The organism is Gordonia sp. C13 (genome assembly GCF_023218005.1).
Lineage (GTDB): Bacteria > Actinomycetota > Actinomycetes > Mycobacteriales > Mycobacteriaceae > Gordonia > Gordonia namibiensis.
On the sequence record NZ_JALPSY010000039.1, the window covers coordinates 1 to 13117 of the forward strand.

A 13117-nucleotide genomic window follows, 5' to 3' on the forward strand; every position below is an offset into this window, starting at 1 on the left:
CATATGCGCGTGAATGCTACGAAACCCGTTCGGGCAGAGCGCAGGCCGCGCCGTCGGACATCCCGGTCGGGCGGACGCCCAGCGACTGGTTGAGTCGCGCCCGCTGGTTCTCCCAGGCAACAGTCATCGCGAGTTCGACGATCTGCGTCTCCGTGAGGTGTTCACCGAGGCGTCGACGCAGGTCCGCCAGGTCGTCCCCCACCGCCGGGGTCATGGTCATCGCCTCCGCGTAGGCGATGACGAGTTTCTCGACCTCGCTGTAGGCCGACGACGTCTGATACCGCGGTAGGTCGCGCATCTGCTGTTCGGTGACACCGGAACTCACAGCCAGCGCCGACCCGATGTCGAGACAGAACTCGCAGCTCACCATCCCGGCGGCCTTGAGTTCGGCGAGCTCTTTGAGTTTCGGGTCCACCTTGTTGGACAGCAACAGCGCGCTCTCCACCCCGACGGTCGCCCCGGCGAGCAAGGGACGGCGCCCGAGCTGCCGGACGAGGTCGGTGCGATGACGTTTCGCCTGCCCGAACGCGCGCATGTGGTTCCGGATTCGATGTAGTGATCTCATACCCGTTCTTCCCGTCCTCGCCTGCGGCTGTAACGCCACGCGACCGAGTATGTGACCAACAGAACGATCGCCGCCAGCCCCGCCGCCCCGTGCGCCACGGCGCCCCACGCGAACACCCCGATCTCATGCACGCCGCGACCACCCATGATCAACCCGAGCGGCACCCCGACGATGACCGCCACCGGCAACCAGCGCCGCCGCGTCGACGCCACCGCGATCGCGGCACCGATGGCGATGAACGCGAGACCCCCGTCGATCATCGCGTGCTGATTGTGCGGTTCACCGAGCGACGTCGAGATCCATTCACCGGCAACCATGTTGACCACCCCGTGGACGACCAGCACTGTGCCGAGCACCGCCGCGGCCACCTGGGCCGGCGACCACCGCCATCGACTTCTTCGCGGTCTCGCCTCGGCCACCCGTCGTTCCACGGCGGCATACGTCGATACCGACGGTCCGCGCCGGAACGCGCCCGCCATCGCGACCAGGTCGGAGTCCGCCGATCCCGGTCGGACGGAACCGGACAGAACGGCGGCGATCTCCTCGTCGAGACGCTCGGCGGCCGCGACCTCGACCGGATCGAAGGCCGCCTCGTCCTCGTACGGTTCCTGCGGCGTCACCGCGGCATCACCTCCCTCAGCTTCGCCACGCCCCGGTAGACCAACATCCGGGCGGCGGTCGCCGAGATCCCCATCGCCGCTCCGATCTCCTCGGAGGTCAGCTCGGTGGCAAACCGAAGCGTGACCGCCTCACGCTCCCTGGCGGTGAGCACCCACAATCTGCTGCGGACGTCGTCAGCTTCTGCCTCCCGCAGCATCGCCGTCTCCGGATCCTCCGCGGCCGCCGGACGGTCGGTGTCGACGTCCACCTCGGCCACGGGGACCTCTCGAGCGTTGCGTGCCCACCAGTCCGCGACGACGTGCCGGGCAATCCCGATGAGCCATGCGCCAATCGTGCCGCGCCGGTCGTCGAAGCCGTCTCGCGAACGGATCGCCTTCGCGAACACCTCCGCGGTCACGTCGTCGGCGTCGGGGTCTGCGGGCACGCGGGTACGCACGTAGCGCCAGACCCCCGCAACGTGTTCGCGGTACACCGCGTCGAACTGGTCGATCGCGCCGGACTCCGAGTTCTCACACCTTTCGTGTCGACGATCCCTCGACTCATCTTCCGCCTCTCCCCGCCGGCTGTAACGACGGATCGGACGAAAAAACCGCGGGCGGGACAGGTGACGTGGTCACCGGTCCCGCCCGCGGCGGATCGTTGTGCGAGGTCAGGCCTTGCGCACCGAGTTGATCGTCTTCTCGACCTCCCAGTAGGCCCGAAGCGCCGAGAGGCGGCCCTCGGAGTCGGCGTGATAGGTGAACACGCCGCGCGCCTCAGAGACGTGACCTGCGATGTGGGTGACGATGCTGCCGATGTAGGCGACCTCGTTCCCGCAGATGATCTCCTCGTCGAAGCGAAACTCGATGCTCTCGGTCGCCGCGATCGACTTGTCCCAGAACTCCGAGATGCGGTCGTACCCCCGGAATCCGACACCCTCCGGGTCGAACATCGAGGGGCCCACCGGATCCTGGACGATCGCGTCCGGCGCGAAGTTGTCGATCCACGCCTGCTTGTCGCGAGACTCCACGAACTCTCGGGAACGACGCCCCGCCACGACCGCTGGATGGTTCTCGCGGTCGATGTTCAGGTAGGCGGGCGCCTCTTCAGCTGCGGTCACTTCGTCCCGTAGTCGACGCGGAGTTCCTTGACACCGTTGATCCACCCGTGGCGGAGACGACGCGGTGCGTCGAGCTTGGTGATGTCGGGGACGAGGTCGGCCAGCGCGTTGAACATCAGATTGATCTCCATACGCGCGAGATTGGCGCCGACGCAGAAGTGCGCACCGTTGCCACCGAAACCGACGTGCGGGTTCGGATCGCGGAGGATGTTGAACGAGAACGGATCCTCGAACACCTCTTCGTCGTAGTTGGCCGAGCCGTAGAACAGGCCGACGCGCTCACCCTTCTTGATGTCGACGCCGCCGATCTGCGTGTCGCGCTTGGCGGTTCGCTGGAAGGCGTTGACCGGGGTGGCCCAGCGGACGATCTCGTCGACCGCGGTCGCCGGCCGCTCCTTCTTGAACAGCTCCCACTGATCGGGATGATCGAGAAAGGCGTTCATGCCGTGGCTGATGGCGTTACGCGTGGTCTCGTTGCCCGCGACGGTCAGCAGGATGAAAAAGAAGCCGAACTCGGTCTCATCGAGCGACTGTCCGTCGATGTCTGCGTTCACCAGCTTGGTGACGATGTCATCACCCGGGTTGCGGCGCTTCTCCTCGGCCATCTGGTAGCCGTAGCCGAGGATCTCGGCGTTGGCCTGCTGCGGATCCGTCGTGTAGTCCGGATCGTCGGCGTTCATCATCGAGTTCGACCAGTCGAACAGCTTCTCGCGGTCCTCCTGGGGAACACCGAGGAGGTCGGCGATGGCCAGCAGCGGCAGGTCGACGGCGACGTCCTTGACGAAGTCGCCGGAACCCTTCTGCGCGGCGCGCGAGACGATCTCGCGAGCGGCGTCGTCGAGCTTCTCCTCGAGCGAATGCACCGCACGAGGGGTGAACAGCTTGGAGACCAGCTTGCGCAGACGGGTGTGCTCCGGCGGATCGTGGTTGATCAGCAGCGCCTTGGTGATCTCGATCTGCTCCGAGGTCATGTCGTCCTCGAAGCGCATGATCACGCCGTTGGCGTTGGTCTCCCAGTCATCGTTGTTCTTGGAGATCTCGCGGATGTGGGCGTGCTTGGAGATCACCCAGTACCCGCCGTCGTGGAAACCACCACCCTTACCGGGCGCCTGGGCGTTCCACCAGACCGGCGCGGTCTTGCGGAGCTGCGCGAACTCCTCCACTGGGATTCCCTGCTCGAGCAGATCCGGGTTGGTGAAGTCCCAACCCTCCTGCTCCATGAACGGGCACTTCGCGACGACGTCGGAAGGGCTCGTGCGCGCAGAATCCGCCGTGGTCGGCTCACTGCCGATCGGGGCACTCTGGGCCTGGGTCACGTCACACCACCTCGCTGGAGATTTAGAACCTGTTTCAATCTCATTAGACCACATTGTGACACACGCGACAGCCCCCGATGAGAACTTGTTCTAGTTTTAGACCGCGGTATACAGCCCCACCTGGGGACTTCGCTCGCGGAACAAGTAACATCCACCACGTTCCAGCGGACGTCAGACCGGTGTCGGATCGCAGCAGACGTGGCCGCGACCAGGCTTCGAAGACTGCCCATGGACGCAAAGATAGAACATGTTCTAGCTTGAATGCACGGCCTCGACACCTCCGTCGAAGCGCCGTCTACCCGCAGACGACGGAACTGGTTCCGCCGGGTGAACGAAGGAGTGGAAATGGGCGTTCCGGTCATCGTGGAAGCAGTACGCACGCCGATCGGCAAGCGCGCCGGGTGGTTGTCAGGCCTCCATGCAGAGGAGTTGCTGGGCATCACGCAGCGTGGACTCATCGAGAAGGCCGGTATCGACCCGGCACTCGTAGAGCAGGTCCTCGGCGGCTGCGTCACGCAGGCCGGCTCGCAGGCGGGCAACGTCTCCCGGAAGGCCTGGCTGTCGGCCGGACTCCCCGAGCACACCGGCGCCACGACGATCGACGCCCAGTGCGGCTCGGCCCAGCAGGCCAATCACCTCATCGCCGGGCTCATCGCCTCGGACGCCATCGAGGTCGGCATCGCCTGCGGCGTGGAGACGATGACCACCGTGCCGCTCGGCGCGAACGTCGGCACCAGCGCCGGCCCGTACCACGCCGATTCGTGGAACGTGGACCTGCCGAACCAGTTCGAGGCGGCCGAGCGCATCGCGAAGCGTCGCGGGATCACCCGCGCCGACGTCGACGGACTCGGTGAGCGCAGCCAGCGCCTCGCCCGCCGGGCCTGGGACGAGGGCCGGTTCGACCGCGAGATCCTCTCGTTCAAGGCACCCGAGCGGACCAAGGAGGGCGAGCTCACCGGCAACATCATCGACGTCAGCCGCGACCAGGGTCTGCGTGAGACCACCCTCGAATCCCTGGCGGCACTCAAGCCCGTGCTCGAGGGCGGCATCCACACCGCCGGCACGTCGTCGCAGATCTCCGACGGCGCCGCTGCCGTGCTGATCATGGACGAGGCCAGGGCCCGCGCCCTCGGACTGACCCCGCGCGCCCGCATCAAGGCGCAGGCGCTCGTCGGCTCCGAACCCCACTTCCACCTCGACGGCCCGGTCCAGGCGACCGAACGTGTCCTGGCGAAGTCGGGGATGTCGTTGTCCGACATCGACATCGTCGAGATCAACGAGGCCTTCGCCTCGGTCGTGCTCAGCTGGGCCCAGGTCCACAACGCCGACATGGATCGCGTTAACGTCAACGGCGGCGCCATCGCCCTCGGACACCCCGTGGGCAGCACCGGTTCCCGCCTCATCACGACCGCACTGCACGAGCTGGAGCGTCGCGACGGTCAGACCGCTCTCGTCACGATGTGCGCGGGCGGCGCGATGGCCACCGGCACCATCCTCGAGCGCATCTGAGATGCCTCTCCTCGACCCGGACAAGAAGCCCGCACAACTCGATTCGCCGATCGTCGGCACCCTCATCAAGGTCGGCTCACGGATCAACACCCGCCTTTACAAGGCGACCGGCGGCCGGATCGGTGGCACCTGGCGCGTCGGCGCGGGACTGAAAAAGCCCGCGCCGGTGCTCCTGCTCACCACCATCGGACGCAAGTCGGGTGAACCCCGGACGGTGCCGCTCGTCTACCTCCGTCGCGGCGACCAGTTCGTCGTCGTCGCGTCGCAGGGCGGTTCGGCGAAACACCCTGCCTGGTACCTCAACCTGCGCGACAACCCCGATGTCACCATCCAGCTCGGCAAGGAGACGTTCGACCTCGTCGCGCGCACCGCGAACGAGACCGAACGCGCCGAGGTGTGGCCGGAACTGGTCGACGTCTACGCAGACTTCGACACCTACGTCGCATGGACAGACCGGACGATCCCGGTCGTCATCTGCGAGCCCCGTCCCGCTTCCTGATCCGACGAACGGGACACACTCCCGCCGCCTGAGGCGGGAGGAGCGAAAGCGACACCACTCCCGCCGTCTGAGGCGCGAGGAGCGAAGCGACACCACTCCCGCTGCCTGAGGCGCAAGGAGCGAAAGCGACGAGCCACGAAGGCCTGGCGAGATAGTTCGCCAACCCTTCGTGGCTCGCTGCGCTCGCACCTCAGAGACCAAGAAGGCGGGGCACGTTCACCGAGTCGCAGCGGGCAGCCATGCGGCGGACTCGCGCCCGGACCAGTTCGCCAGGGTCTCGACGGGTCCCGCGCCCGGGCGGGGTTCGACGACGACGCCGAAGGGCACGTTCGGGTCCTGGCGGATCTCGGACCGGATGAACCTACGGACGATGGCGAGTGTCGCGGTGGCGGCTTCCGGCACCGCTTCCGACGGTTGCCCGGTCGCGACCGCTAGGTCCCATCCGTGCACGAGAGCTTCGTTGACGTAACCCCACAGCGCGCCGGCGCCGGGCACCTCGCCCCACGGCACCTGGACCATCCTGGCGAGCATGGCGTCATCGGACCAGAGGTCGATCGCCCGCGCCGCGACTGCCGCGTACTCCTCCGCGTCGAAACGGTCGGCGATGAACGGCATGGTGCGTACGTCGACCCCCTCGGGTAGCGCGGCCGCTCGCTGTGCCGTGGCAAGCAGATGAGCCCCCAGCGTGCCGACGTCGAACTCGTCGCACGGCGTCGGCGCGTCCAGCTGCTCGGCGGTCACCGCGGAGAGCAGTCCGGTGACCCAGGTGGTGGCGGCTGCGAAGGCCGGGCGGGGATCCGGCGGGGTGGTCGGTGCGTTCATGGTCTTTCCTCTCTCGATGACTGACAAGACCAGTCAAACCCGGAAACCTGACACCTTCTGTCAGGTTTGTGAGAGAAGATTCTCGGCATGCGCGCCGAACGCCTCATCGCGGTCCTCATGCTGCTCAAGAAGCACGATCGGGTGACCGCGTCGACGATCGCCGCCGAACTCGAGGTGTCGGAGCGGACCGTGCTGCGCGACATCGAGGCACTCTCGCTGTCCGGGGTCCCGGTGTACGCCGAGCGCGGCAGGCACGGAGGCTTCTCGCTCTTACCGGGTTATCGCACCGACCTCACGGGACTGACCGTCGAAGAGGCCACGTCGCTGCTGGCCGGAACGGGCCGGCTCGACTCCCCCGCCTTCGCCAGCGCGATGCGCAAGGTCACCGCGGCACTGCCCGAGGCCTACCGGGGTACCGCAGTTCGAGCCGCTCAACGGGTTCTGGTCCGCCCGGAGGGGTTTGTCCGAGCGCCGGAGGATCTCGACGCCCTCGACCCGGTGCAGTTCGCGGTCTTCGCGGGCAGACGAATACGCACCCGCTACCGCCCGCGTGGCGCCTACGAGGCACGCGAGCGGATCCTCGATCCGGTCGGACTCATCATCGCCGGCGACACGTGGTACCTCGTCGCACACGGTGTCGGGCCGCACGACCGGACGGATGAACGCATGTACCGGTTGTCCCGGATGAGCGGGGTCGAGGTCCTCGACGAGCCGGCGGTGCGCGACGAGGCCGTGGATCTGAACGAGGTCTGGGAGCGTCGGCGCGCAGCGTTCCGGTCGTCCTTCGACCCGGTCGACGTGGTCATCGAGTGCGCCGCCGATGCCGTCGAGCAGATCCGGTCGATCGCGGCATTCTCCAAGCCCCTGACAGACAGCGGAACCCGACGGCGCGTCGAACTCCGATTCGCCGACCACCGACACGCCGTTCGCGCGCTGTGGACAACTTTGTTCGACCACGACATCGTCGTCGAAGAACCTGGGTGGGTCCGGGAAGCGCTGTCCGACCGGGCGCGAACAGCCCTGTCCAACACTGAAAAACGCCCCTGAGAACGACCCTCCACAGACGGTCCGACGACACTATGTCGACGGCCCGGCTGCAGAGGGCGCTTCTCGGGGGCGGTTCCCAGGTGCGCTTCTCAGGGGCGGTTTTCAGCGGCGTTTTCAGCGACGACTGGTGTCAGCCGACCCCGCGCTCGGAGTCGGCCCAGTACTGCGACCGCAGCGCCTTCTTGTCCGGCTTGCCCAGCGCGGTCAGCGGCAGCGAGTCGGCGAAGATGACCCGCTTCGGCGACTGCACCGCACCCTTGCGATCCTTGACCGTCTGCTGGATCTCCGCGGTGATGCGTTCCTTCGCAGCGTCATCGGCATCCGCGTCGGCACGCAGCACGACGATTGCCGTGACCGCCTCACCCCACTTCTCATCCGGCACACCGATGACGCCGACCTGGCCGACGGCCGGATGCTCGGCCACGACGTCCTCGACCTCGCGGGGGAAGACGTTGAATCCACCGGTGACGATCATGTCCTTGGTGCGGTCGACGATGAACCAGAAGCCGTCCTCGTCTTCCCGCGCGACGTCGCCGGTGCGCAGCCAGCCGTCGCGGAAGGTCTCGGCCGTCTGTTCCGGGAGGCCGAGGTAACCGCCGGCGAGAAGCGGTCCGGCGACACAGATCTCGCCCGGTTCGCCCTGGGGGACGGGCTTGTCGTCGGGACCGAGCAGTGCCGTGCGCAGGAACGCCGACGGCCGGCCACAGCTGCTCAGGCGACGGTGATCCTCCCCCGGTCCCGGGTGATCGTCCTTGGCGAGGTAGCTGATCACCATCGGCGCCTCGGACTGTCCGTAGTACTGGGCGAAGATCGGACCGAACCGTTCGATCGCCTCGGCGAGACGCACCGGATTGATCGGCGACGCACCGTAATACACGGTTTCCAGCGACGAGAGATCGCGCGTCCGCGAGTCCGGGTGATCCATCAGCGCATACAGCATCGACGGCACGAGCATCGTCGCCGTGATCTTCTGCTCCTCGATGGTCTTGAGGACCTCGGCCGGGTCGAACTTCGACAGCACCACCATCGACCCGCCCTTCATGAGGGTCGGGATGAAGAAGGCCGCACCCGCATGCGACAGCGGCGTGCAGAGCAGGAACCGCGGGTGTTCCGGCCACTCCCACTCGGCGAGCTGGATCTGGGTCATCGTCGCCATCGCACGCGCGGTTCCGATGACGCCCTTGGGTTTTCCGGTGGTGCCACCGGTGTAGGTGATCGAGACAACGTGGTCGGGCGACAGATGCGCGGCGACGAGCGGCTTCGGTTCGAAGTTCTCCGCCTCGGCGATGACGTCACGGGCCTGCGCCGACAACTGCTCCGGCACCGGACCGAGGGTCAGCACCTGCTTCAGGCCGGGGACGCGTTCGAGCAGGGCGGCCGCGCGTTCGACGAACATCGGCACGGGATCGATGATGAGGGTCGAGACGCCGGCGTCGGCGAGGACGTAGGCGTGGTCGTCGAGCGATCCGAGCGGGTGCAGCGCGGTTCGCCGCCATCCCTGTGTCTGGCCGGCGCCGATGACGAAGAGCACCTCGGGGCGGTTCAGCGCCAGCAGACCGACCGCGGTGCCGGTACCCGCGCCCAACCCCTCGAAGGCCTGGATGTAGCGGCTGATCGCGGCGGCCATCTCGCCACCTGTCATCTCCGTGTCACCCAGGGACAGCACCGTGCGATCGGCGTGGCGCTTGAGCGCGGCGACCATCAGGTCGCCCATGTGCGTACCCCCGCGAAGGTGATCGAAGTCGGTCGGTGCGGTCGTCGTACCCTCGTTCGTCATGCCACAAGACTAGGACGTGTTGCAGCTTCAGGAAAGAAGGACCACCAAAATGGCGGTTATTGCCTGTAGAACACGTTCTAGCTTGACGCGCCGGATGCGCGTGAGGGAGCCGCGAGGCCGGCCCCCGGACCCACCGGGGGTGTCCTAGGATCGAAGCATGACTGATCTTGACCAGGCCACCACTCGCCGCGACATCGCTGACGCCCTGCTCACCGCGCTGGAGCGTCGACACGAGGTCCTCGACGCCATCGTCGACGCAGAGAATCACGACGAGGCCGTCACCGCCATCGCGGAGCTCCTCGGCAAGTCGCAGCTGGGCGCCAAGGCGATCCTGGACATGAAGCTGAACCAGCTGACCAAGGACGAGCGCCGCAAGAACCAGGCCGAGCTCGACGACCTCAACAACGCCCTCACCTTCACCCTGGCCGAGCGTCCCGCCAGCAGCGGCGACACCCTCGACCTGCGTCCGTTCGACCCGCAGGCCGACGCCGAACTCTTCGCGGCCCGCACCGACGAACTCGGCACCGCGGGCGACGGTTCGGGTGCACCGGCCGGTGACGTCGCCGCCGAGATCAGCGCCGCCACCGACCGCGTCGACGCCGAGGAGGCCGTCTGGCTCGTTGCCGTCGAGGGAGACTCCAAGGTGGGTTTCGTCTTCGGCGAGCTCAAGAACGGCGAGGTCGACCTGCGCATCTGGATTCACCCGCAGTACCGCAAATCCGGCTACGGCACCGCCGCCCTGCGCAAGTCGCGCTCGGAGATGGCGGCGTACTTCCCCGGAGTGCCGATGGTCGTGCGCGCACCCGGCGCCTAGTCCCAGCGCAGACGACGAACCCACCATCCCGCACGGGGTGGTGGGTTCGGTCGTTTTTTGCTTGCAGCTCAGGCGGATTGAGGCCGGGGCAGCCCGAACCTCGCGACAATCGCCCGGATCCGGTTCTCCTCGTCGACGACGAAGGTCTCCGACACCGGAGCACCGAGGCGCAGGGCCCGCGGCCGGACGTGCACCACGTACCGGGTGGTGACGCTGTGCCCGTCGACCTGCGCGGCGAAGTCCGAGATCCGGTGGATCAGGCGGAACTGCGGACCGTTCGCGAGGCTGCGGGCGATGTGCGGTCCGTTGCGTCCGGTCCGCACGCCGAATTCGACGCGGGTGCAGTCGGGATGCAACGACACCGCCGACGGGTCGTGGCTGACCAGGGCGTCGACATACGCCCGGGCCGCCGCGACCCGCTGCTGATCTCTGTCTGCCGAGGTCACCGCGCGCCGTAGACCGGCATGGGGACCGGCGCCTTCGCCAGGATCTCCTCGACCACCGGGCCGAGCTCGGCGGCCTCCCAGCGAGATCCCTTGTCTCGCTCGACGCTTCGCTGCCAACCGTCGGTCACCGAAATCTTGCCGCCCTCGACCTCGAAGACCCGACCGTTCACCGACGCCGACTCGGGCGAGCCGAGCCACACCACGAGCGGCGAGATGTTCGCCGGGTCCATCACGTCGAACGAGCCGTCGGCGGGAGCTGCCATCTGTGCGGCCATCGCATCGCCGGCACCCATGGTCATCGCGGTACGGGCAGCCGGCGCGATCGCGTTGACGGTGATGCCGTAGCCGCCGAGTTCGGCAGCCGCCTGGATGGTGAGCGCGGAAATGCCCGCCTTCGCGGCGACGTAATTGCCCTGACCGATCGAACCGTACAGTCCGGCACCGGAACTGGTGTTGATGATCCGTGCCTGCGGGGTGCGTCCCGCCTTGGCCTCCGCACGCCAGTAGGCCGCGGCGTGCCGCAGGCCGACGAAGTGTCCCTTCAGGTGCACGCGGACGACGGCGTCCCACTCGTCTTCCGAGAGCGACACGAGCATGCGGTCACGGACGAAACCGGCGTTGTTGACGAGAACGTCGAGCCGACCGAACGTGTCGACAGCGGTGGCCACCATGGCCTCGCCGCTCTGCCAGTCGGCCACGTCGCCCACCGATGCGACGGCCTCGCCACCGGCCGTGGTGATCTCGTCGACGACCTCGGTAGCGAGGTTCTCCGCGTAGTCGTTGACCACGACCTTGGCGCCGTCGGCGGCGAAGGCGAGAGCGTGGGCTCGTCCGATACCCTGTCCGGCGCCGGTCACGATGACGACGCGGCCCTCATTCAGCTTGCTACTCAAGGTGTTTCCTTTCTGAACTGCAAAGACTTGTGGATCGGGTGGATCAGACGGCATTGCCGGCGGTCGCGGCGTCGAGGAAGGCCGGCTTCTCGCCACCGCCGTGCACGGTGAGCGTCGAACCGCTGATGTAACCGGCCAACGGCGAGAGCAGGAAGGCGACGGCGTTCCCGACGTCGACGGGTGTCGCCATCCGGCCGAGCGGAATGGTGGCGCCGACGGCCGCCACCCCGGCGTCATCTCCGTAATGGAGGTGCGACTGTTCGGTCTCGACGGGACCGGCGACGACCGAGTTGACCCGCACCTTCGGGGCCCATTCGACGGCCAGCGAGGTCATCAGGTTGTCGAGGCCGGCCTTCGCCGCACCGTAGGCCGAAGTGCCCGGCGACGGCCGGTGCCCGCTGACGCTCGAGACATTGACGATCGCGCCGCCGTCCGGCTGCGACTGCATGACCGCATTCGCGGCCTTGGCCACGGCGAGGGGCGCCAGGAGGTTGAGGTCGACGATCTTGCTCGCGAAACGGACCGAGGCGTCGGCGGCCAGCGCGAAGGGCGATCCACCGGCGTTGTTGACCACCCCGTCGATGCGGCCGGCGCGGCCGACGATGTCGTCGATCATCGTCTCGACGGCGGCGGCGTCGCGGACGTCGCAGGAGAAGAAGTCGATGTCGCGGAGGTCGTCGGCGAGGTTGTCCGCGTTCCTACCGCAGATCACCGGCCGGGCGCCGAGCGCCGACAGCACCCGGGTGATACCCGCGCCGACCCCTCGTGCACCACCGGTGACCAGGACAACCTTCCCGACCAGGCCCAGCTCGACCTGTGACTGCGTCTGCATGGGTGCTACCCTACCAAACAACCAAGCACTTGCTTGGTTCAATGCTTGCGCAGCCCACGAGGCTGACACCGCAGCCACGAGAGGAGCACGCGTGCCGATCACCACGACACGTACCGAATCCGGGATCGTGACCATCACGGTCGACTACCCGCCGGTCAACGCGCTGCCATCGGCCGCGTGGTTCGAACTCGCCGATGCGGTCACCGCAGCCGGCGTCGACCCGGCCACGCATGTCGTGGTGTTGCGCGCCGAAGGACGCGGCTTCAACGCCGGCGTCGACATCAAGGAGATGCAGGCCACCGAGGGCTTCGACGCCCTGATCGGCGCCAACCGCGGATGCGCGGCGGCCTTCGGTGCCGTCTATGACTGTGCGGTCCCGGTGATCGTCGCGGTCAACGGCTTCTGCGTCGGCGGCGGTATCGGCCTGGTCGGCAACGCCGACGTCATCGTCGCCTCCGACGACGCGGTCTTCGGCCTTCCGGAGGTCGATCGCGGAGCACTCGGTGCAGCAACACATCTCGCGCGCCTGGTGCCGCAACACATGATGCGCACCCTCTACTTCACCGCGAAGAACGTTACGGCCCAGCAGCTCGAGCACTTCGGTTCGGTGTACCGCGTCGTGCCCCGCGAAGAGCTCCTCGACGCCGCGCTCGAGGTCGCCGAGGCCATCGCGGCCAAGGACACCCGGGTCATCCGGGCGGCCAAGGAGGCCATCAACCACATCGACCCGGTCGACGTGAAGGCCAGCTACCGCCTCGAACAGGGCTTCACCTTCGAGCTGAACCTGGCCGGCGTCGCCGACGAGCATCGTGACGCGTTCGTCTCGACCGGTAAGCCACTCGCCTCGAACGCTTCTCACAACGGAGGACACGCCTGA

General features: G+C 67.4%; 15 protein-coding genes. 5 read left to right on the plus strand and 10 right to left on the minus strand.

All coding sequences use genetic code 11. The features are described from left to right. Positions 1–16: 16 nt before the first annotated feature. The 5 genes from M1L58_RS21935 to M1L58_RS21955 form a co-directional block, all read right to left on the minus strand. Positions 17–565 (minus strand): carboxymuconolactone decarboxylase family protein, encoded by a 549-nt coding sequence (locus M1L58_RS21935; protein ID WP_248660464.1) that lies wholly within the window; start codon positions 563–565, stop codon positions 17–19. Beyond that, positions 562–1185: a hypothetical protein gene (locus tag M1L58_RS21940; protein WP_248660465.1), complete on the minus strand. Its 624-nt coding sequence runs from the start codon at positions 1183–1185 to the stop codon at positions 562–564. The genes M1L58_RS21935 and M1L58_RS21940 overlap by 4 nt, the downstream gene beginning before the upstream one ends. Beyond that, positions 1182–1658, minus strand: coding sequence for an RNA polymerase sigma factor (locus tag M1L58_RS21945; RefSeq protein ID WP_006866234.1), 477 nt, complete (start codon positions 1656–1658; stop codon positions 1182–1184). The genes M1L58_RS21940 and M1L58_RS21945 overlap by 4 nt, the downstream gene beginning before the upstream one ends. A gap of 177 nt (positions 1659–1835) precedes the next feature. Beyond that, the gene (locus M1L58_RS21950) at positions 1836–2285 is read right to left on the minus strand and encodes a nuclear transport factor 2 family protein (RefSeq protein WP_005197741.1); all 450 of its coding nucleotides are present in this window, start codon (positions 2283–2285) and stop codon (positions 1836–1838) included. Further along, positions 2282–3601, minus strand: coding sequence for a cytochrome P450 (locus M1L58_RS21955; protein ID WP_006866235.1), 1320 nt, complete (start codon positions 3599–3601; stop codon positions 2282–2284). The genes M1L58_RS21950 and M1L58_RS21955 overlap by 4 nt, the downstream gene beginning before the upstream one ends. Positions 3602–3946: 345 nt before the next feature. Between M1L58_RS21955 and M1L58_RS21960 the strand changes: the two genes are divergently transcribed. Both M1L58_RS21960 and M1L58_RS21965 read left to right on the plus strand, forming a co-directional pair. Next, the gene (locus M1L58_RS21960) at positions 3947–5110 is read left to right on the plus strand and encodes a steroid 3-ketoacyl-CoA thiolase (protein WP_248660466.1); all 1164 of its coding nucleotides are present in this window, start codon (positions 3947–3949) and stop codon (positions 5108–5110) included. Between the two features lies 1 nt (position 5111). Further along, a complete protein-coding gene (locus tag M1L58_RS21965; RefSeq protein WP_006866237.1) occupies positions 5112–5609 on the plus strand; it encodes a nitroreductase family deazaflavin-dependent oxidoreductase in 498 nt (165 codons plus the stop codon). 216 nt (positions 5610–5825) lie between these two features. On the opposite strand, the gene M1L58_RS21970 is transcribed toward M1L58_RS21965, so the two are convergent. Next, positions 5826–6431 carry a TIGR03086 family metal-binding protein gene (locus M1L58_RS21970; RefSeq protein ID WP_248660467.1) on the minus strand — a complete coding sequence of 202 codons (606 nt, stop codon included), beginning with the start codon at positions 6429–6431 and terminating at the stop codon, positions 5826–5828. An 87-nt stretch (positions 6432–6518) separates the two neighbouring features. Between M1L58_RS21970 and M1L58_RS21975 the strand changes: the two genes are divergently transcribed. Further along, a complete protein-coding gene (locus M1L58_RS21975; RefSeq protein WP_248660468.1) occupies positions 6519–7478 on the plus strand; it encodes a helix-turn-helix transcriptional regulator in 960 nt (319 codons plus the stop codon). Positions 7479–7608: 130 nt separating this feature from the next. Here the strand turns inward: M1L58_RS21975 and fadD8 are convergent, their stop codons facing one another. Then, positions 7609–9255, minus strand: coding sequence for a fatty-acid--CoA ligase FadD8 (gene fadD8 / locus M1L58_RS21980; protein ID WP_248660469.1), 1647 nt, complete (start codon positions 9253–9255; stop codon positions 7609–7611). A 157-nt stretch (positions 9256–9412) separates the two neighbouring features. On the opposite strand from fadD8, the gene M1L58_RS21985 reads away from it, so the two are divergent. Then, positions 9413–10069 (plus strand): GNAT family N-acetyltransferase, encoded by a 657-nt coding sequence (locus tag M1L58_RS21985; RefSeq protein WP_248660470.1) that lies wholly within the window; start codon positions 9413–9415, stop codon positions 10067–10069. Between the two features lie 68 nt (positions 10070–10137). Here M1L58_RS21985 and M1L58_RS21990 read toward each other — a convergent pair whose 3' ends face one another. Genes M1L58_RS21990 through M1L58_RS22000 form a run of 3 tightly spaced genes read right to left on the minus strand, consistent with a single transcriptional unit; the run spans position 10138 to position 12240 of the window. Then, complete coding sequence (locus tag M1L58_RS21990; RefSeq protein WP_248660471.1) at positions 10138–10515, minus strand: hypothetical protein; 378 nt, start codon at positions 10513–10515, stop codon at positions 10138–10140. After that, entirely contained in the window at positions 10512–11408 is an 897-nt protein-coding gene (locus M1L58_RS21995; protein ID WP_248660472.1) for an SDR family oxidoreductase, read from the minus strand. Before M1L58_RS21995 ends, M1L58_RS21990 begins: the two co-directional genes overlap by 4 nt. A 43-nt stretch (positions 11409–11451) precedes the next feature. Next, positions 11452–12240 carry an SDR family oxidoreductase gene (locus M1L58_RS22000; protein WP_006866244.1) on the minus strand — a complete coding sequence of 263 codons (789 nt, stop codon included), beginning with the start codon at positions 12238–12240 and terminating at the stop codon, positions 11452–11454. 91 nt (positions 12241–12331) lie between these two features. Here M1L58_RS22000 and echA20 point away from each other — a divergent pair, with 91 nt between their 5' ends. After that, the gene (gene echA20 / locus M1L58_RS22005) at positions 12332–13117 is read left to right on the plus strand and encodes a (7aS)-7a-methyl-1,5-dioxo-2,3,5,6,7,7a-hexahydro-1H-indene-carboxyl-CoA hydrolase (RefSeq protein ID WP_154882076.1); all 786 of its coding nucleotides are present in this window, start codon (positions 12332–12334) and stop codon (positions 13115–13117) included.

Excerpts from the sequence above, each read along its gene's own strand:
- M1L58_RS21935 (WP_248660464.1), bottom strand. The coding sequence starts at position 565 with ATGAGATCACTACATCGAATCCGGAACCACATGCGCGCGTTCGGGCAG.
- M1L58_RS21960 (WP_248660466.1), top strand. The coding sequence starts at position 3,947 with ATGGGCGTTCCGGTCATCGTGGAAGCAGTACGCACGCCGATCGGCAAG.
- M1L58_RS21965 (WP_006866237.1), top strand. The coding sequence starts at position 5,112 with ATGCCTCTCCTCGACCCGGACAAGAAGCCCGCACAACTCGATTCGCCG.
- M1L58_RS21970 (WP_248660467.1), bottom strand. The coding sequence starts at position 6,431 with ATGAACGCACCGACCACCCCGCCGGATCCCCGCCCGGCCTTCGCAGCC.
- M1L58_RS21975 (WP_248660468.1), top strand. The coding sequence starts at position 6,519 with ATGCGCGCCGAACGCCTCATCGCGGTCCTCATGCTGCTCAAGAAGCAC.
- fadD8 (WP_248660469.1), bottom strand. The coding sequence starts at position 9,255 with ATGACGAACGAGGGTACGACGACCGCACCGACCGACTTCGATCACCTT.
- M1L58_RS21985 (WP_248660470.1), top strand. The coding sequence starts at position 9,413 with ATGACTGATCTTGACCAGGCCACCACTCGCCGCGACATCGCTGACGCC.
- M1L58_RS22000 (WP_006866244.1), bottom strand. The coding sequence starts at position 12,240 with ATGCAGACGCAGTCACAGGTCGAGCTGGGCCTGGTCGGGAAGGTTGTC.